This window comes from Actinomadura sp. NPDC048394, assembly GCF_040651755.1.
Lineage (GTDB): Bacteria > Actinomycetota > Actinomycetes > Streptosporangiales > Streptosporangiaceae > Spirillospora > Spirillospora montaniterrae.
On sequence record NZ_JBEZJL010000063.1, the window covers coordinates 1 to 18,535 of the forward strand.

General features: G+C 73.8%; 13 protein-coding genes. 5 read left to right on the top strand and 8 right to left on the bottom strand.

The genetic code is table 11. The annotated features are described in order from the left end of the window. Window positions 1-538 precede the first annotated feature (538 nt). Window positions 539-3,097, top strand: coding sequence for a glycosyl hydrolase family 18 protein (locus AB0C78_RS35930; protein WP_360756929.1), 2,559 nt, complete (start codon window positions 539-541; stop codon window positions 3,095-3,097). A 56-nt stretch (window positions 3,098-3,153) separates the two neighbouring features. Here AB0C78_RS35930 and AB0C78_RS35935 read toward each other — a convergent pair whose 3' ends face one another. Next, window positions 3,154-3,783: a TetR/AcrR family transcriptional regulator gene (locus tag AB0C78_RS35935; protein WP_360756932.1), complete on the bottom strand. Its 630-nt coding sequence runs from the start codon at window positions 3,781-3,783 to the stop codon at window positions 3,154-3,156. A 115-nt stretch (window positions 3,784-3,898) separates the two neighbouring features. Between AB0C78_RS35935 and AB0C78_RS35940 the strand changes: the two genes are divergently transcribed. The 3 genes from AB0C78_RS35940 (at window position 3,899) to AB0C78_RS35950 (ending at window position 7,579) form a co-directional block, all read left to right on the top strand. Next, the gene (locus tag AB0C78_RS35940; RefSeq protein WP_360756934.1) at window positions 3,899-5,302 is read left to right on the top strand and encodes an MFS transporter; all 1,404 of its coding nucleotides are present in this window, start codon (window positions 3,899-3,901) and stop codon (window positions 5,300-5,302) included. A gap of 239 nt (window positions 5,303-5,541) precedes the next feature. Then, entirely contained in the window at window positions 5,542-6,606 is a 1,065-nt protein-coding gene (locus tag AB0C78_RS35945; RefSeq protein WP_360756937.1) for a trypsin-like peptidase domain-containing protein, read from the top strand. 160 nt (window positions 6,607-6,766) lie between these two features. Beyond that, window positions 6,767-7,579 (top strand): SigB/SigF/SigG family RNA polymerase sigma factor, encoded by an 813-nt coding sequence (locus AB0C78_RS35950; protein WP_360756940.1) that lies wholly within the window; start codon window positions 6,767-6,769, stop codon window positions 7,577-7,579. 256 nt (window positions 7,580-7,835) lie between these two features. Here the strand turns inward: AB0C78_RS35950 and hpnH are convergent, their stop codons facing one another. The 7 genes from hpnH to hpnC all read right to left on the bottom strand — a co-directional run bounded on the left by hpnH (window position 7,836) and on the right by hpnC (window position 16,322). Next, a complete protein-coding gene (hpnH, locus tag AB0C78_RS35955) occupies window positions 7,836-8,834 on the bottom strand; it encodes an adenosyl-hopene transferase HpnH (RefSeq protein WP_360756942.1) in 999 nt (332 codons plus the stop codon). Between the two features lie 5 nt (window positions 8,835-8,839). Then, window positions 8,840-10,321: a 4-hydroxy-3-methylbut-2-enyl diphosphate reductase gene (ispH, locus tag AB0C78_RS35960; RefSeq protein WP_360756944.1), complete on the bottom strand. Its 1,482-nt coding sequence runs from the start codon at window positions 10,319-10,321 to the stop codon at window positions 8,840-8,842. Further along, window positions 10,318-12,183, bottom strand: coding sequence for a squalene--hopene cyclase (gene shc / locus AB0C78_RS35965; RefSeq protein WP_360756947.1), 1,866 nt, complete (start codon window positions 12,181-12,183; stop codon window positions 10,318-10,320). The genes ispH and shc overlap by 4 nt, the downstream gene beginning before the upstream one ends. 84 nt (window positions 12,184-12,267) lie before the next feature. Then, the gene (locus AB0C78_RS35970) at window positions 12,268-13,278 is read right to left on the bottom strand and encodes a polyprenyl synthetase family protein (protein WP_360756950.1); all 1,011 of its coding nucleotides are present in this window, start codon (window positions 13,276-13,278) and stop codon (window positions 12,268-12,270) included. Continuing rightward, complete coding sequence (gene hpnE / locus AB0C78_RS35975; RefSeq protein ID WP_360756953.1) at window positions 13,275-14,606, bottom strand: hydroxysqualene dehydroxylase HpnE; 1,332 nt, start codon at window positions 14,604-14,606, stop codon at window positions 13,275-13,277. The genes AB0C78_RS35970 and hpnE overlap by 4 nt, the downstream gene beginning before the upstream one ends. Then, window positions 14,603-15,463: a presqualene diphosphate synthase HpnD gene (gene hpnD / locus AB0C78_RS35980; RefSeq protein WP_360756955.1), complete on the bottom strand. Its 861-nt coding sequence runs from the start codon at window positions 15,461-15,463 to the stop codon at window positions 14,603-14,605. Before hpnD ends, hpnE begins: the two co-directional genes overlap by 4 nt. A 1-nt stretch (window position 15,464) precedes the next feature. After that, window positions 15,465-16,322: a squalene synthase HpnC gene (hpnC, locus tag AB0C78_RS35985; RefSeq protein WP_360756957.1), complete on the bottom strand. Its 858-nt coding sequence runs from the start codon at window positions 16,320-16,322 to the stop codon at window positions 15,465-15,467. Between the two features lie 141 nt (window positions 16,323-16,463). Between hpnC and AB0C78_RS35990 the strand changes: the two genes are divergently transcribed. After that, complete coding sequence (locus AB0C78_RS35990; protein WP_360756960.1) at window positions 16,464-18,512, top strand: phosphatase PAP2 family protein; 2,049 nt, start codon at window positions 16,464-16,466, stop codon at window positions 18,510-18,512. Window positions 18,513-18,535: the final 23 nt, after the last annotated feature.

Genomic DNA, 18,535 nt, shown 5'->3' on the forward strand with positions numbered 1-18,535 from the left:
CCTTGCGCAGCAGGGCGGCCTTCTCGGCGATGCCGGTCTCGATCGGGGTGGTCATCCAGCCGTCGGCGTGGCGGGCGATCCACTTCATGGTCTGGTTGCCCCCCTGTGGTCGGGGTTGGTGATCACGGTTCGGTCCGCGGGGCGTCGGGGGCTTCGCCCCTTGCCCCCTTGTGGTCGGGGTTCGTGATCAGGTTTCGGTCGGTGGGGCGTCGCTTGTTTGGGGCTTCGCCCCTTGCCCCCTTTGGGGCTTCGCGCCTTGGGCCCTGACGATCGGGGTGGCTCTGCTGCGACTTCTCGTTGGCGGGAGTTGACGGGGGTGGGGGCGTTGTTGGGCGGTTTGTGCTGAGATTCTTCGGGTGTTCGGGTGGTTCGGTGCGCTAGCTGGGGTGGTTGGCCGGCGGCCGGGGCGGCGGGGGTTGTCGGCGGGGTGCGGGGCGGTTACCTTGCTCGGTAATTGATAGGAAACCTTCCTATCAATTACCGGTTTCGGGGGGCGGCCGGTCGTTGTGGCACCACCACCCCGAAAGCAGGTGTCGGCATGCGAAGACTTCTCGCGCTCCTGGTGTCGTTCGTGGTCGTCGCGGCGTTGGCGGCGGCTCCCGCGCGGGCGGCGTCGCGGCTCACGGCGACGTTCAGCCTGTCCGGGACGACCGGGAAGTACGTGGTCGCCAATCCCGGGACGTCCGACGTGAGCGGCTGGAAGCTGACGTTCGAGCTGCCGGCGGGCGTCACGGTGAGCAACCCGCAGAACGCCACGGTGTCCCAGAATGGGACGAAGGTGACGCTCACGCCCGCGTTCTACATCACCACCGTGAAGGCGGGCGGGAGCACCGAGCCCTACAGCCCGACGTTCACGCTGAGCTCCGCCGCGCAGCCGGCGAACTGCCTGCTCAACGGGGCGAACTGCGACGGGTCGGGCGAGCCGCCGCCCGTGGTCGCGGCGGTCACCGCCGAGTACTCGGTGAGCGGGACGCAGGCGAAGTTCGTCGTCGCGAACGGCACCGCCACGGCCCTGGACGGCTGGACGATCGTGTTCGACCTGCCGGACGGCGTGACCGCGAGCGGCGCGCAGAACGGGACGATCAGCCAGAACGGCACGACCGTCACCCTGTCCTCGGTCTACTACAACTCCTCGGTCGGGGCCGGGAAGACGACGGAGCCGTACAGCCCGACGTTCACCGTCAGCAGGTCCAGCGCGGAGCCGGTGAGCTGCCGGATCAACGACGCCAACTGCGACGGGTCCGCGGACGTCCCGCCGAGCGCGCCGGGCGGGCTGAAGACGACGGTGAAGACGACGAAGACCGTGTCGTTGAGCTGGGACGCGGCTAAGGCGGGAAGCCTGCCGGTCGCAGGGTATGAGGTGTACAGCGGGTCGGCGGTCGTGGCGACGGTGCCCGGCACCAGTGCGACCGTCACCGGGCTGGTGCCGAACACCGACTACACGTTTACGGTGAAGGCACGTGACCGGAAGGGGAACCTCTCCGCGGCGAGCGCGCCCGTCACCGTGAAGACCAACGATCCGGGCGACGACACGCAGGCGCCGTCCGTTCCGGCGGGGCTGCACAGCACGGGTAAGGACGCGGCGAGCGTTGGGCTTGCGTGGAACGCCGCGTCGGACAACACCGGGATCGCGAACTACGACGTGCTGGTGGACGGGAAGGTCGCGACGACGGTGACCGGGACGTCCGCGACGGTCGCGGGGCTGTCGCCGTCCACCGAGTACTCGTTCACCGTCCGGGCGCGCGACCTGTACGACAACGTGTCGGCGGAGAGCGCGGCGGTGAAGGTCACGACGGACGATGTGGTCAGCGGTTACGCGCGAGTCGGCTACTTCGTCCAGTGGGGCATCTATGGGCGGCAGTACTTCGTGAAGAACCTGGACACGACGGGCAACGCGGCGCGGCTGACGCACCTCAACTACGCGTTCGCCAACATCGACCCGAAGAACCTGACGTGCCTGCAGGGCGTCACGAAGGGCACCACGTCCGACCCCGAGGACCCGAGCCAGGGCGACGGCGCGGGCGACGCCGAGGCGGACTACGGCCGGCCGTTCAGCGCGGCGCAGTCGGTGGACGGCGTCGCCGACACCGGCTGGGAGAAGCTGCGCGGCAACTTCAACCAGCTGAGGAAGCTGAAGGCGAAGTACCCGAAGCTGAAGATCCTCATCTCGATCGGCGGCTGGACGTACTCCAAGTACTTCTCCGACGTCGCCGCGACGGACGCGTCGCGGAAGAAGTTCGTCAGCTCGTGCATCGACACCTACATCAAGGGCGATCTGCCCGAGTACGAGAGCGCGGGCGGGCCCGGCGCGGCCGCCGGGATCTTCGACGGCATCGACCTCGACTGGGAGTGGCCGGGCTCGGACGGGCACCCCGGCAACCACGTCAGCGCGGCCGACAAGCAGAACAACGCGCTGCTGATCGCCGAGTTCCGCCGCCAGCTGGACGCGCTGACAGCGCAGACCGGCGAGCGCTACGAGCTGACCGCGTTCACCCCGGCGGATCCGGCGAAGATCGCTGCCGGGTGGGACCTTCCCCAGGTCGCCAAGTCGCTGGACATCTTCAACGTCCAGGGCTATGACTTCCACGGCTCCGGCAGCGACAACTCGTGGGAGCCGAACCGGACCGGCCACCAGGCCAACCTGTACACCGACACCGACGACCCGTACCCGTTCCACTTCAGCGTCGAGAACGCGGTGAACGCCTACCTCGACGCCGGCGTGAACCCGCGCAAGCTGACGATCGGGCTCGCCTACTACGGCCGCGGCTGGCAGGGCGTCGCCGACGGCGGCAAGGGCGGCCAGTGGCAGGCCGCGAACGGCGCGGCGCCCGGCCAGTTCCAGGAGGAGGCGGGGACGCGCGGCTACGCCAACCTGGTCTCCAGCCTGCCGAACTGCACGGTCGCGCATGACGAGCAGGCCGTCGCGACGTCCTGCTTCACCGGCGACGGCGGCCAGTGGTGGTCGTTCGACGACGCCTGGTCGATCGGGAAGAAGGCCGCCTGGCTGAAGAGCAGGCATCTGCTGGGCGTCATGATCTGGGAGATGTCCGGCGACCCGGGCGTGCTGACCAAGGCGCTCGACGACGGGCTGGGCTGACCGCCCGACTCAGGGCCGGCGCCGTCTCCCCCGCGCGGTGCCGGCCCTGTCCCCCGTCACGGCAGCCGCGGGGCCTCGCCCGGCAGGTCGCCGGAGGCCGGGGCGCGCAGGCCGTCCAGGATGACGTGCAGGTTGCGGTCCCACTGCTCCTCGCCGGCCCGCAGGCCGAGCGTGTGCGGGCCGGTCGCCGCCGACACCAGCAGGAACGCCACGTCGGTCCACCTGACGTCGGCGCGCACGGCGCCCGCGTCCTGCGCCCGCTCGACCAGCCGCCGGATGCGGTCGCGCAGGTCGGCGCGGGAGTGGCCGAGGACGTCGCCGAGCGCCTCGTTGATGTCGCACAGCTCGTTGCGGCGGCGGATGTAGGACGCGGCGAACGTCCGGAAGCCCTCCCACGGGTCGTCGGCGGCCAGGCAGGCGTCGGCGGACGCGATGATCTCGCCGATCAGCTCGTCCACGACGGCCTTCAGCAGCTCCTCCAGCGAGCCGACGCGGCGGTAGAAGGTGCCGATCCCGACGCCGGCGCGGCGCGCGATGTCATGCGCGGTGATCTCCGATCCGGCCTCGCGGGCGGCCTCGTGGGCCGCCGCCACCAGGCGTTCCACGTTGCGGCGGGCATCGGCGCGGGGCCGGTGCCCGGTCCCGTCGTCCAGCAGCCGGTCCACCGCGGGCCAGGTCACGTCCATGGCCCCAATCTACCAGCAAGCGGACGAGCACCCTCCAGTTAAATGGACGAGTGTCGTCCGCTTGTGTTAGCGTCGGCAAGCGGACGGTGCGAGTCCGGTTGACGGAGGGGTGCTCATGGACACGAAGACGCTGGTGAAGCCGCGGCGCGTCGCGGAACGGGAGGCGGGGAGAGGCGACCGGGCCGCGCTGGCGGCGGGCGCGGCGGCGGCGTTCATGGTGTTCATCGGCACCACGATCGTGACGCTCGCGCTGCCGACGATGCTGCGGGCGCTGCACGGCGGGGCGGCGGCCGGGGAATGGATCGTCAACGCCTACACGCTGACGCTGGCGGCCGGCCTGATCAGCGCGGGGGCGCTGGCGGACGTCCTCGGCGCCCGCCGGGTCTTCCTCGCCGGGCTGGCCGTGGTGGCGCCCGCGTCCGCCGTAGCGGCCGCCGCCGGCGCCGTCCCGGTGCTGATCGCCGCGCAGCTCGCGATGGGCGCGGGCGCGGCGCTGCTGCTGCCGAGCTCGCTGGCGCTGGCGACGTCCGGCGCGCGGGACGCCGCCGGGCGGGCCCGGGCGGTGGCGGTGTGGGGCGCGACCGGCGGTGTCGGCCTGGCGGCCGGGCCGCTGGTCGGCGGGGTGCTGATCGCCGCTGCGGGGTGGCGGGCGGTGTTCCTCGTGAACGTGGTGCTCGGGGCGGCGGCGGCCGCGGTGACGCTGGCCCGGGTCGGTGCTGTCCCGGCCCGCCCGCGCCGGTTGGACCTCGGCGGGCAGCTCACCGCGGGCGCGGCGATCGCGGGCCTGGTCTTCGGCATGATCGAGGGCCCGCACCTGGGCTGGGCGCACCCGGCGGTGCTCGCCGCGGGCGGGGTGTTCGCGGCGGGGCTCGCCGCGTTCGCCCTCGTCGAGCGCCGCGCCGCCGACCCGCTGCTGCCGCTCGGGCTCTTCCGGCGGGCGGGCTTCTCCGGCATGTCCGCGCTCGGCGTGCTGTTCAACTTCACCTTCTACGGCGTGATGTTCGCGCTGAGCCTGCTCCTCCAGGAGGTCAAGGGGGAGCCGCCGCTGGTCGCCGGGCTCTCGTTCCTGCCGTTCACCGGGCTGATAGCGCTCGGCAACCTGGTGACGCCGTCGCTGCTCGCGCGCTTCGGCTCCACCGTCGCGCTCCTGGCCGGAGAGCTGCTGTTCGGCGGCGCCATCGCCGCGATCCTGGTCACGGGGCCGCTGCCCCAGGAGTGGCCACTGCTGCTGGCCATGACCCCGGCGGGCCTCGGCGGGGGCATGGTCGTCGCCGCGATGACGACGCGGCTGGTCGAGTCGGTGCCGGCCGCGCTCACCGGCGCCGCGACGGCCGCGTACAACACCGGCCGCCAGGTCGGCTCGTCGGCGGGCGTCGCGGTGTTCGGCCCGCTCCTGGCGGGCGCCGCGTTCACGACGGGCTTCCGGATCGCCCTGGGCCTCGCCGTCGCCGCGGTCGCCGCCACCGTGCCCGTCACGATCGCCCTCCGGCACGACACCGCCTCCGCCCGTCCGCGATGACCCCGAGCCGACCCCCTCGGACGGCCCCCTCGGACGGCCCCCTCGGACGGCCCCCTCGGGCGGCCACCTCGGGCGGCCACCTCGGGCGGCTCGGCAGTCCGCCGCGGCGGTAGAGGTGCGGGTGACTCTGGCCACATGCGGGGAGTGTCTCCGCATGTCAGCCGACCGGCCCCGGCGAGGGCGCCATGGGCTGCGGCTATTTGCCGTCCATTGGGAAGAACCTGCCCGGAGGTGAACCTGTGGATAGGAAGACAGGCGCGAGAGCCGGGGCACTGGCCCTGGCCGGGATGGTGGTGCTCGCGGGATGCAGCGGCACGGGTGACGGCGCGAAGGCGCACGCCGACGCGACGGCGCCGGCCGGCGGGAGCGCGCAGCAGTTGCAGCAGCAGTACGAGAGGGTGGTGGAGAGCGTCCTGCCGTCGGTGGTGAAGATCGCGACGGACCAGGGCGAGGGCTCCGGTGTCGTCTACGACGGCAAGGGCGACATCGTGACGAACGCGCACGTGGTCGCCGGGGCGCACCGGATCGAGGTCACGACGTCCGGCGGCGGCAGCCCGCTGAAGGCGAGCCTGGTCGGCTCGTTCGCGGCCGACGACCTCGCGGTCGTGAAGGCGGACGGCGGCGGCGCGCTGCGCCCGGCGTCCTTCGGCGACTCCGGCAAGGCCCGGGTCGGGCAGATCGTGCTGGCGATGGGCAACCCGCTCGGGCTGGCGGGCAGCGTGACGAACGGGATCGTGTCCGCGCTGAACCGGACCGTGTCCACCAAGCGGGAGGGCGCGTTCCCCGGCGCGACGATCGCCGACGCGATCCAGACCAGCGCGCCCATCAACCCCGGCAACAGCGGCGGCGCCCTGGTCACGCTGGACGGCCGGGTCATCGGGATCCCGACGGCGGCGGCGTCCGACCCGCAGATGGGCGGCGCGGCGGTCGGCATCGGGTTCGCGACGCCGAGCGCCACCGTGCAGAAGATCGTCCCGCAGCTGATCCGGAGCGGGAAGGTGACGCGGTCCGGGCGGGCCGCGCTGGGAGTGACCGTCCGCGCGATCGTCGACCCGGCCACCGGGCGGCCCAGCGGCGTCGCCGTCGTGGGCGTGACGAAGGGCGGCGGCGCCGACAAGGCCGGGATCAAGCCGGGCGACCTGATCCTCGCGGTGAACGGCACGCCCACTCCCGACCCCACCGCACTGGAGAGCCTGCTCGCCGGCCTCAAGCCCGGCGGCGGCGTCAAGGTGCAGGTCCAGCAGCCCGACGGGACGAAGGAGCAGGTCGACGTGACGCTCGGCCAGCTGCCCGGCTCCGGCTGACAGCGCGTCCCCCGCGCCCTCCATGGCGGTGAGATCCCGTCACAGCATGTGACGTCTGAAGGACCATGACCGGCCGGTATCGGAGGCCCGAATGCGGGCATTTATATCGTGAGGCGATGTATTCGGGTCTCCGATGCGCCGGCTCCGGATTCGACAGGAGGTGATCGGCCTGAGCTCCCCAGCCACATCGGCCGCGGCCCCGCCCCGCGCGGGCGCCGATCCGGCGGGCCAGCCCGCCGAGGCGCTGCTGATGGAGATGAACCTGCCCGGGGTGAGCGGCGCGCGCAGGGAGGAACTGCGCGCGGCGCTCGTCCGGATGCACGCGCCGATGGTGCGGCGGATCGCGCACCGCTACGCCCACCGGGGCGAACCGGTGGAGGACCTGGCACAGGTCGCCTACCTCGGCCTCGTCAACGCGATCAACCGGTTCGATCCCGAACGCGGCGACCAGTTCTTCGTCTACGCCTATCCCATGGTCCTCGGGGAGGTCCGCCGCTACTTCCGGGACCGGACCTGGGGGATCCGCGTGTCCCGCCGCATCCAGGAACTGCGCCCGCGGTTGCAGCGCGCCACCCAGCGGTTCCTCCAGGCGCACGGCCGCTCCCCCACGCCCGGTGAGCTGGCCGCGATCCTCGGCGTCAGCCTGGAGGAGGTCACCGACGCCCTCCTGGCGTGGGAGTCCTACCGGCCGCTGTCCCTGGACGGCGCCGGCGACGGCGACCCCGAGGGCGCCCCGCTCGCCGAGCGGCTCGGGGCCGAGGACGCCGCGCTGCAGCACGTCGTCGACGGCGAGACGCTGCACGGCCTGCTGGCCCGGTTGCCGGAGCGGGAGCGCACGATCGTGCTGCTGCGCTTCTTCGGCAACAAGACCCAGTCGCAGATCGCAGAGGAGCTCGGCATCTCCCAGATGCACGTCTCGCGCCTGCTGAGCAAGACGCTGACGCACCTGCGCGAGCAGATGTACGGCCCCTGACAACGCGGTCCCGTCTCGCCCGAACAGCCCCCACGACCCGCGCCGCCCGCACGGCCCGCACGTCCCGCTCGCGGAGTTCTCTCTGGGCAGGAACCGGCTGAGCGCCGACACCATGCAGGCGGAGCACGGGCTTGGGACGCGGAGCGGGCCGTCTCGACAACGGCCAGGCTGTTTCGCCGTACAGCGCAAGCAGAGCGGCGGAACAACCTGCCCGTCGTGACGGGGGCTCCGGGGGTCGCCCCCCGGAACCCGCGGTTCAGTTCTCGCGCAGGGCGCGCAACGACTGCTTGAGGGATCCGAGGGTCTTGAAGACCGCGGTCGGCTCGTAGCCGCAGTGCGCCATGCAGTTCGCGCAGCGCGGGTCGCGGCCCCGGCCGTAGGACTCCCAGTCGGTCTCGTCCAGCAGCTCCCGGTAGGTCTGCGCGTAGCCGTCCGACATCAGGTAGCAGGGGCGCTGCCAGCCGAACAGGGAGTAGGACGGGATCGCCCAGGCGGTGCAGCCGAAGTCGGCCTTGCCTTCGAGGAAGTCCAGGAACAGCGGCGAATGGTTCAGCCGCCACCGCTTGCGGTTGCCGTCCCCGAACGCCTTGCGGAACAGCTCGCGGGTCTCCTGGACGCCGAGGAAGTGCTCCTGGTCGGGCGCCTTGTCGTAGGCGTACCCGGGCGAGAGCATCATCTCGTCCACCTGCAGGTCGTCGTTGAGGTAGTTCAGGACGTCGATGACGGTCTGCGGGGTGTCGGTGTTGAAGAACGTGGTGTTGGTGGTGACCCGGAAACCGCGCTCCTTGATGAGCTTGACCGCGGCGACGGCCTCCTCGAACACGCCCTCCTTGCAGACCGACTCGTCGTGCCGCTCCTGCAGGCCGTCGATGTGCACGGTGAAGGCGAAGTACGGCGACGGCGTGAACTTGTCGAGCTTCTTGGGGACCAGCAGCGCGTTCGTGCACAGGAACACGAACTTCTTCATCTTCACCAGCTCGTCGACCATCTCGCCGATCTGCGGGTGCATGAGGGGCTCGCCGCCGGCGATCGACACCATCGGGGCGCCGCACTCCTTCACGGCGGCGATGGCCTGCTCCACCGGCATGCGCCGCTTGAGCACGTCGGCGGGGTGCTGGATCTTGCCGCAGCCCGCGCATTTGAGGTTGCAGGCGAACAGCGGTTCGAGCTCCATGATGAGCGGGAACTTGTCGTTGCCGCGCACCTTGTTGGTCATGATGTGCGATGCGACGCGGACGCTCTGGCGCAAGGGCATCGGCATTATGGTCGGACCTCCTTCGGCAAGGTGAACTCGGTGGTCTCCACCGTGACCTCGCGTTCCACGAGGTCGGCGGGGCCGAGGCCGCGCAGCGCGGCGACGACCGCGGCGAGCACGGCGGGCGGCGCGGACGCGCCGGCGGTGACGCCGACGGCGCGGGCGCCGCGGAGCCGGTCGAGCGGGACGTCGGCCGGGCCGTCGATCAGCACGGCGGGCGCGCCCGCCTGCTCGGCGACCTCGACGAGCCGGCGCGAGTTGGACGAGTTGGCCGACCCGACGACGAGCACGAGGTCGGCGTCGCGGGCGACGCGGGTCACGGCGCGCTGCCGGTTCGTGGTGGCGTAGCAGATGTCGTCGGTGTGCGGGCCCCGCGCGTCCGGGAACCGCCGGGTGATGGCGGCCGCCACCTCGCCCGCCTCGTCGGCGGACAGGGTGGTCTGCGTGAGGTAGGCGACGGGACGGTCCGCCGGCAGCGCGGCGACGTCGGCGGGGGTCTGAACGAGCACCGTGGACTCGGGCGCCTCGCCGAGCGTGCCCTCGACCTCCTCGTGCCCGGCGTGCCCGATCAGCGCGACGAGGTCGCCCCGCGCGGCGTACCGCCGGGCCTCGGCGTGCACCTTCGCGACCAGCGGGCACGTCGCGTCGATGACGCGCAGCCCGAGCCGTCCGGCCTCGGCGCGGACGGCGGGCGCGATGCCGTGCGCGGAGAACACCGTCACCGCGCCGGGTGGGACCTCGTCCAGCTCGTCGACGAACACGGCGCCGCGCCGGGCGAGGTCGTTCACGACGTGGGTGTTGTGGACGATCTGCTTGCGCACGTACACGGGCGGGCCGTGCATCTCCAGGGCGCGTTCGACGATCTCGATGGCGCGTTCCACGCCGGCGCAGAAGGACCGCGGCGAGGCGAGGAGGATCCGGCGCGGGCCGACGGCCTCCGCCCAGGTGCGCAGGGCGGGCGCGACGGCCCGCAGCCGGCGCAGGGCGGCGGTCCCGCCGGTGAGGGTGGCGGGGCTGAGCAGCGGGCGGTGCGGGGTGTCGACGATCGCGCGGACGACCGCCACCGGGCGGTCCCCGGCCGCGGCGGCGAGCGGCGCCGACTCCATGTCGACGGCCATCGCCCCGGTCGCGGCGAGCGCGGCGCGTTCGCGGCCGGTGACGATGTGGTCGGCGGTGACGAGCGGGCCGCGGTGCACGGTCGCGCCGGTCGTCCGCTCCAGGAGCCCGGCGAGGGGCTCGGCCGTGGGGCACGGGATCGGCGGGCCGGTGCCCCGGATCTCGGTCGCGACGAACAGGTCGCCGGGCCGCAGCCGGTCGTCGAGCGCGCCGCCGAAGCCGGCCACGGCCAGCGCGTCGACGTCGCCCAGCCGCGCGGCGGCCTTCCGCGCCCGTGCGGGGCCGGCGCCGGTCCGGACGACCGGGAGGCCGCCGCGCGCGAGCGCCCGGGCCTCGATCCCGAGCGCCGCGCGCACCGCGAACTCCGTCACCGGTCCCGTCCCAGGTAGCGGCCGAGGGCGCTGATCGGGAACACCAGCCGGTACAGGTGGTAGTTGATGTAGAAGTCGCCGGGGAAGCCGGTGCCGGTGAACTGGTCCTCGTCCCAGGTGCCGTCCGGGCGCTGGTTCTCCACGAGCCAGCGGACGCCGGCCTCGACCGCCGGCGAGCGCTCGCCGGCGGCGAGCAGCGCCAGCAGCGCCCAGGCGGTCTGCGACGGGGTGGACGTGCCGCGCCCGATCCACGCCGGGTCGTCGTAGGAGCGCAGGTCCTCGCCCCAGCCGCCGTCGGGGTTCTGGTGGTGCTCCAGCCAGGCGACGGCGCGGCGGATCGGTGGCTTGTCCGGCCGGACGCCCGCGGCGATCAGCGCGGGCACCACGCCGCCGGTGCCGTACACGTGGTTGGCTCCCCACCGGCCGAACCAGGAGCCGTCCGCCTCCTGTGCCTTGAGCAGCCACACCACCGCGCGCTTGGTGACGGGCGCCTCCGCGTGGCCCTCCTTGGCGAGGGCCTCGACCACGTGCGCGGTGACGTCCGCCGACGGCGGGTCGATGACGGCACCGAAGTCGCAGAACGGCAGCTTTGTGCACAGCTCCTGGGTGTTGTCGGCGTCGAACGCGGCGAACCCGCCGTCCTTCGACACCATCCCGGACATCCAGCGGACGGCCCGGTCGATCGGCTCGCGCGCCTCGGGCAGCCCGGAGCGGCGCAGCGCGAGGATCGCCTCGGCGGTGTCGTCGGTGTCGGGGTACAGGTCGTTGTCGAACTCGAACGCCCACCCGCCCGGCGGCAGGTCCGGCCGCCGCACCGACCAGTCCCCCGGCCCGCGGATCTCCTCGTTCACGACCCAGCGGGCCGCGCGCAGCAGCGCGGGGTCCCCGGCGGGCGCGCCCGCGTCCGACAGCGCGTTCATCGCGAGGACGGTGTCCCACACCGGCGACTGGCACGCCTCCAGGCGGCGGCCCTTCTCGTCCTCGATCGTGAACCGGTCGAGCCCGGCGAGCCCGCGCTTCATCACCGGATGGTCGAGGTCGTAGCCGAGCAGGCTCAGCGCCATCAGCGAGTACACCCACGGCGGCTGGATGCCGCCCCAGCAGCCGTCCGCCTCCTGCCGCGCGACGATCCACTCGGCCGCGCGGCGCAGCGCGGCGTTCCGCAGCGGCGCCACCGGGCGCTTCTCGTAGACGTGCAGGAACCGGTCCAGCGTGTTGAACGCCCTGCCCCAGCCGGTCGCCTTCCGGGCGGGGCGGCGGCCCGCGCGCAGCTCGGCCAGGTCGAACGGCAGCGACCGGACGGGCCGCAGCGACCCGAGGATCGTCAGCGGCACGATCGTCTGCCGCGCCCAGCACGCCCAGCTGTAGACGTTCAGCGGGACGCGGCTCGGCAGGAACATCAGCTCCGGCGGCATCACGGGCAGGTCGTCCCAGGACCACTGGCCGAACAGCGCGAGCCAGATGCGGGTGAACACGCGGCTGCCCTCGATGCCGCCGGCCTCGCGCGCGTAGGCGGCGGCCTTGCGCATGTGCTCGGCGTCCGGGGCGTCGCCGGCCAGCCGCAGCGCGACGTACGCCTCGATGGTGGTGGACGGGTCCGGCGGACCCCCGTAGAAGTTCGCCCACGTCCCGTCGGCGCGCTGCTGCGAGCGGATCCAGCGCGCCGCGGCGGCGGTCTCGGCGTCGGTGCGGATGCCGAGGAACTGGCGCAGCAGCAGGTCCTCGGCGTCCATGGTGACGTTGGTCTCCAGCTCGGCCTTCCACCAGCCCTCGGCCGACTGCAGGCCGAGCAGGTGGTCGCGGGCCGCCTCGACGGCGGCCGCGGCCGCTTCGGTGAGTCCGGGGGCTTCCGTCGTGGTCATTCGGCATCCTGCTTTCTGACGGGTCCCCGCTTCCCGGTGCGGGCCCGTCGCTCAGTGGTCCCGGGCGCTCGGTGCTCCCTGTCGTCAGTGGTCCCGGGCGGTGACGAAGAGCGCGATGTCGCGGAACTCCGCGCGGACCGCGTCGTCCATCTCCACGTCGCCGACGTGCTTGGCGGCCAGCGCGACGCGGCGGTCGGCCTCGGCCTCGGCCCAGGCGCGGCCGCCCGCCGCCTCGACCAGCTCCGCCATCTCCCGCAGGTCGGCCTCGGCGGGGTCGCCGGGCGCGGCGTACAGCTCGGCGAGCCGCGCGGACTCGGCGGTCCCGGCGGTCAGCGCGGCCACCACCGGCAGCGACTTCTTGCGGGCGCGCAGGTCCGACAGCACCGGCTTGCCGGTCGTCTCCGGGCTCCCCCAGATGCCGAGCAGGTCGTCGACGAGCTGGAACGCCAGGCCCATCTCCGTCCCGTACCCGGTGAGGGCGGTGACCAGCTCCGCCGGGGCCTCGCCGAGCATCGCGCCGATGGAGCTGGCGCAGGCCAGCAGCGCGCCCGTCTTGTCGGACGCCATCGTCAGGCACTCGTCGAGCGTGACGTCGGCGCGGGTCTCGAACCCCATGTCGAGGGCCTGACCGGAGATGAGCCGCTGGGTGGCGGCGGTCAGCGCCTCCGCGGCCCAGTGCGCGCCGCGGGTGTGCTGCTCCAGCAGCAGCTCCTCCGACAGCGCGAGCAGCGCGTCGCCGGCGAGGATCGCGGCCGCCGCGCCGAACACCGTCCACGCGGCGGGCCGGTGCCGGCGGGTCCGGTCGCCGTCCATGATGTCGTCGTGCAGCAGCGAGAACGCGTGCACGAACTCCACCGCGACCGCGCCGGGCAGCGCGTTCTCGGGCGGCGCGCCGGCGGCCCGTCCCGACAGCATCGCCAGCGCCGGGCGCAGCGCCTTGCCGCCCGCGTCGGCGGGACGGCCGTCGGCGTCGGTCCAGCCGAGGTGGTAGGCGATGACGCGGCGGTTGGCCGGGTCGAGGCGGTCCACGCAGGCGCGCATCGCCTCCTCGACGAGCGCGCGCCCGTCGGTGATCGAGCCGGGGACGGCGGTCATCGGCCGCTCACCCCGTCCAAGTGCCGCCGGACCAGCCGGGCGGCGGTCAGTCCACTGCGCACTGCCCCCTCCATGGTGTCGGGCCAGCCCGTGTCCGTCCACGCGCCGGCGAGGAACAGCCCGGGCAGGCGGGTCGCGGACGCGGGACGCAGCGCGCCGCTGCCGGGGCTCTGGCGGAACGTCGCGTGACGTTCGCGGGTGACGAAGAAGTCGGTGACGCGGGCCCGCCGGGCGGCCGGGAACAGCCGTTCCAGTTCGGGCAGGAACGCGGCGCGGACGTCGGCGGCGGGCGTGTCGATCCAGCCGTCGGCGGCCGACACCGAGACCGCGAGGTACTGGCCGCGGACGAGGCCGCTGATCTGCGTGCGGTCGAAGACCCACTGCACGGGCGAGCCGACCGCGGCGGCGAACGGCACGTCCATGACCGGCCGGTCGTAGACGACGTGCACGTTGATGATCGGGCTGGAGCCGAGACCGGGCCAGCGGTCCCGGTCCGGGCACGCCTGCGCCGGGACGAGCGGGGCCGCCGCGCGGTGCGGCACCGCGACGACGACGGCGTCCGCGGCGACCGGTTCGCCGTCCACCACGAGCTTCGGCCCGGCGTCGACCGCCGACACCTTCGCCTTCAGGTGGATCCGGCCGCCGAGCCGCTCGATCCGCTTCGCCGCGATCGTGCCGTGCAGTTCGCCGAGCGGGACGGTCGGGACGCCGATGTCGGCGGCGTCGGAACGGCCGAGCAGGCCCTGCTTGCACACCATCGTCGCGGGGCCCATCGCGGCGTCGTCGACGCCGATGTTCAGCGCCGAGATCAGGAACAGTTCCCACAGCGCGGTGCGGGCCCGCTCGCGCTGGCCGTGGGCGGCGAGCCAGCCGCCCATCGCCTGCGCGTCCAGTGCTGGGTCCTGCGGGTCGAGGCCCTGCAGGGCGAGCGACGCGCGCACGGCCCGCAGCCGGTCGCCCGGCGACAGCAGCCGGTACCCCGCGAGCGCGGGCAGCAGGTGCAGCGGGCCCGGCGCCTTCGCCCGGCGCAGCCTCCCGGCCGGGCCGTCCGGGGTGAGGACGCGGATGTCGAGGCGGTCCTGGACGCGGACGAGGTCCCGCGCGTCCAGCCGGTCGAGCAGCCCCCGGTAGGCGGTGCAGCACTTCAGGAAGACGTGCTGGCCGTTGTCGACGGTCAGGCCGTCCCGGTCGAACGAATGGGTCGCGCCTCCGAGCCGGGGCCGCGCCTCGTAGAGGGTGGTCCGCACGCCCGCCTCCAGGAGCGCGAGCGCGGCGCTGATCCCGGCGAGCCCGCCGCCGACCACGGCGACGTTCCCCCGGGGGCTCACCGCCGGATCCCGGTGAGCGCCGTCGCGGCGACGGCCGCCTTCTCCCACGCGGGCAGCGACATGCGACGTTCCAGCGCGCCCACCGGATCGGCGGTGATGCGCCGGAGCAGGCGCCGGTAGATGCCGGCCATCGTCCCCGTGCACGCGGCGCTGCGCCGGTCGAGCATCGGCAGCAGCCGCAACCCCGTCCCGTACCACTCCCCCGCGCGCGCCGCCTGGAAGCGGACCAGGGCCGCGAGCTGCTCGGGCGGGTCGGCGAACCGGCCGGACGCGTCCTGGTCGAGGGTGCAGCCGAACCTCGCGAGGTCCTTGGCCGGCAGGTAGACGCGGCCGCCGAGCCTGTCCTCGCGGACGTCGCGCAGGATGTTCGTCAGCTGCAGCGCGACGCCGAGCGCGTCGGCGCGCGTCCGCGCGACCCGCAGGTCGGCGGCGCCGAACACGCCGAGCGACAGCCGGCCGACCGACCCGGCGACGCACCGGCAGTACCAGAGCAGGTCGTCGAAGGTGTCGTAGGCCGCGCCGCGCACGTCGGCCTCGCAGCCGTCGATCAGCTCGCCGAACGCCTCCAGCGGGATCGGCATCCGCCGCGCCGCGTCCGCCAGCGCGACCATCACCGGGTCGTCCGGGTGGGCGCCGGGGTCGGCGAGCCGGCCGCGCTCGGCGGCCAGCGCGGCCAGCCGCGCATCAGGAGGCGCGTCGACGTCGTCGCCGATGTCGTCGATCCGCCGCGCGAAGGCGTAGACGGCGCTCAGCGCCCGGCGCTTCGGCGGGGGCAGGAGGCGGATCCCGTACGAGAAGTTGCGTGCCTGCGACCGGACGACCTCTTCGCAGTGCCGGTAAGCCCCGGCTGCGTCCATCTCATCTCCTTCCCAACATCCGCGACCACTCGGCGAGCAGCCGCGTCTTCCCCGGGCGTGACGGGCCGGACAGGACGTCGTAGGCGCGGCGGTCCAGCGCGGCGAGGGCGGCGAACCCGCCCGCCGCGTAGCCGGCGACGGCGACGCGCGCGAAACCCGGCAGGCTCCGGACGAGCGGCGCCCCTTCGGCGAGCAGTCGTCCTGCCCTTCCCGCCTGGAGGGCGATGACACCGCGCAGCCGCGTCGGGGTCGCCGCGGCCCGGAAGTCGTCCTCGGTGCAGCCGAACCGGCGCAGGTCGTCCGCCGGCAGGTACACCCGGCCGTTGCGGTGGTCCTCGCCGACGTCCTGGCAGTGCTCGATGACCTGCAGCGCGGAGCAGATCCGGTCGGAGAGCCGGAGCCGCGCCGGGGTGGCGGCGCCGAACACGTGCAGCACGATGTGCCCGACGGGGTCGGCCGACAGCGTGCAGTACTCCAGCAGCTCGTCGAACGTCCCGTAGCGGGTGACGACCTGGTCCTGGCGGTTCGCCCGCACTAGGCGGCGGAAAGGCTCCTCGGGGATCCGGCACTCGTGCACGGTGCGGGCCAGCGCGCGCATGACGGGGATCTCCGGGACGGCGCCCGCGTAGATCCGGTCGAGGTCGCGGTCCACGAGGTCGAGCAGGGCGGGGCGCTCATCCGGCGGCGCCTCGTCGCCGATGTCGTCCACGAGCCGGGCGTAGCCGTAGACGTCGAGCAGGTTCGCCCGGTGCCGGGCGGGAAGGAACCGGGCGGCCACCGGGAAGTTCTCCCGGGCCTGCAGGCGGTTCCTGATCTGGCGTTCGTAGGTCTCGTTCCATAAGCGCTCGCTGATGGACATCGTTTCCTTCGGGGGCGGCGCGCGGGGCGGGGCGGCGCTCTGCCGGTCGCAGTGGTCCCCATAACCCCGTTGATCGCTGGGTAAACGCGAAACCGATCATATATATGTGTATAGGCCAAGTTTTTGGGTTACTAGTGGTTGGTGACCCCAGAAACCGACCCCTCCGCGCTCCCCCCCGCGCCGGGCCGCCGGCCCCCGCTCGCGCGCGAACTCGCGTTCGGGCTGTCGCTCTTCGCCCTCTACGCCGTCGCCGCCGCCGTCCCCGTCGGCGACCGGCACGCGGCCGCCGCCGACCACGGCCGGCGGATCTACGACCTCGAGCGGACGCTGCACATCGCCGCCGAGAAGCCGCTCAACGACTGGCTCGCCGCGCACCGGTCCGTCGCCGTCGTCGCGAACTACGAGTACGCCACCGTCTACCTCGCCACCACGCTGTTCCTGCTGGCCTGGCTGTACCGCAGGCGCCCCGAGCGCTACCGGGTCGCCCGCAACTCCTTCGCTCTGATCAACGTGATCGGCGCGGTCTGCTTCGCGTTATGGCCGGTGGCGCCGCCGCGCCTGGTGCCCGACCTCGGGTTCGTGGACACCGTCATGAAGCACGGCACGTGGGGGTCGTGGGGCAGCCCGGTCGTCGACCACGCCGACCGGCTCGCGGCCATGCCGTCGCTGCACGTCGCGTGGGCACTGTGGGTGAGCGTCGAGCTGGCCCGGCTGTCGGTCCGGCGCCGGCTGCAGGCGGCGAGCCTGCTGCACGTCTTCGTGACGCTCTACGTCATCATGGCGACCGCGAACCACTACGTGCTGGACGCGGCGGGCGCGCTCGCCGTGGTCGTGCTCGCGTACCTCGTGACCGACCGTGACCCCGGCCGCCCGCGCGCCCCGATCGTCCCGCCCGAGGACGCGTTCTTCCTGGCCGTCGAGTCGGACCGGACGCCGCAGCACGTCGGCGGGCTGATCTTCCTCGACGCGCCGGACGGGTCGCCGAGCCGCGCGGACATGATCGCGACGCTGCGCGGGAAGCTGGACGAGCTGCCCCGGCTGGGCCAGCGGATGACCCCCGCGTCGCGGCTGCGCCGGCGCCGCTGGGTCCGCCACCCGGTGATCGACTGGGACTGGCACGTGCACGAGGAGGTCCTGGCGGAGGGCGGCGACGCCGGGCTCAACGCGCTCGTCGGCGCGCTGCAGAGCGAGCCGCTGCCGCGCGACCGGCCGATGTGGCGGATGATCCTCGTGCGCGGGTACGCCCCCGACCGGTCGGCGGTGATCTTCCTGATGCACCATGTCGTCGCGGACGGCATGGGGGTGATCACGCACGTGCTGCGGATGCTGACGCCCCCGGACGCGCTGCCCGCCGCGGGCGCCGGGCCGTCGGCGACGCGCCGCGCGCTCGGCACGGTCGCCGGGATCGCGCAGCTCGCGACGGAGTCGCGGCAGAGGACGCGGCTGCCGTCGAGCGGCACCGCGCAGCGGGCGTTCGGCACGTTCCGGCTACCGATGCCGGTGGTCCGCGACCTCGCCCGCAAGCACCGCGTGCGGGTGACGGACGTGGTGCTGTGCGCGCTGGCCGGGGGGCTGCGGCGGGTCGGCCTGCCCGCGGGCGGACCGGAGGCCGGGTCCACCCTGCGGGTCGCGGTGCCGCTGATGACGGGCGGGCCGGTGGTGCCGCCCGAGGGCAACCACACGTCGGCGGTCATGGTGGACCTGCCGTACGGGCCGATGCCCGAGGTCGAGCGGCTGCGCACGCTGGCCGCGGCGACGCGCCGGCTGCGGTCCGGCACCCGGGCGCTGGCCTCGGCGTTCGTGATGCAGCGGGCGTCGCGGGCGCTGCCGCCGGTGCTGCACGACGCGTTCGCGCGGGCCGTGTACGGCGGCCGGACGTTCCAGGCGATCGCCACGAACCTCCCCGGCTCGAACACCCCGACGCGGCTCGCCGGCGCCCCGCTGATCGTGGCGCACCCGATCGTCCCGACCGGGCCGGGCGCGCCGCTCGCGGTCGGCGCCCTCGGCTGGACCGGGATGCTGAACATGGGGATCAGCGCGGAGGCGACGCTGGTGGCCGACATGGACGCGCTGTGCGGCGCCATGCGCGACGTGATCGAGGAGCTCGGCGCCGCGGAGGCGCCGGAGCCGCCGGGGACGGCCGCCGCGCGGGCGGCGCGGCGCGGCCGCGGGCCGTCCGTGCCCGGCTGAGGTCGGGGTTTTGCGGCCGGGAT

What these genes read in the sequence shown, in the direction of transcription:
- AB0C78_RS35970 (WP_360756950.1), bottom strand. Translation starts at nt 13,278, where the DNA reads ATGACCGCCGTCCCCGGCTCGATCACCGACGGGCGCGCGCTCGTCGAG.
- shc (WP_360756947.1), bottom strand. Translation starts at nt 12,183, where the DNA reads ATGACCACGACGGAAGCCCCCGGACTCACCGAAGCGGCCGCGGCCGCC.
- AB0C78_RS35940 (WP_360756934.1), top strand. Translation starts at nt 3,899, where the DNA reads ATGGACACGAAGACGCTGGTGAAGCCGCGGCGCGTCGCGGAACGGGAG.
- AB0C78_RS35935 (WP_360756932.1), bottom strand. Translation starts at nt 3,783, where the DNA reads ATGGACGTGACCTGGCCCGCGGTGGACCGGCTGCTGGACGACGGGACC.
- hpnD (WP_360756955.1), bottom strand. Translation starts at nt 15,463, where the DNA reads ATGGACGCAGCCGGGGCTTACCGGCACTGCGAAGAGGTCGTCCGGTCG.
- hpnC (WP_360756957.1), bottom strand. Translation starts at nt 16,322, where the DNA reads ATGTCCATCAGCGAGCGCTTATGGAACGAGACCTACGAACGCCAGATC.
- AB0C78_RS35930 (WP_360756929.1), top strand. Translation starts at nt 539, where the DNA reads ATGCGAAGACTTCTCGCGCTCCTGGTGTCGTTCGTGGTCGTCGCGGCG.
- hpnH (WP_360756942.1), bottom strand. Translation starts at nt 8,834, where the DNA reads ATGCCCTTGCGCCAGAGCGTCCGCGTCGCATCGCACATCATGACCAAC.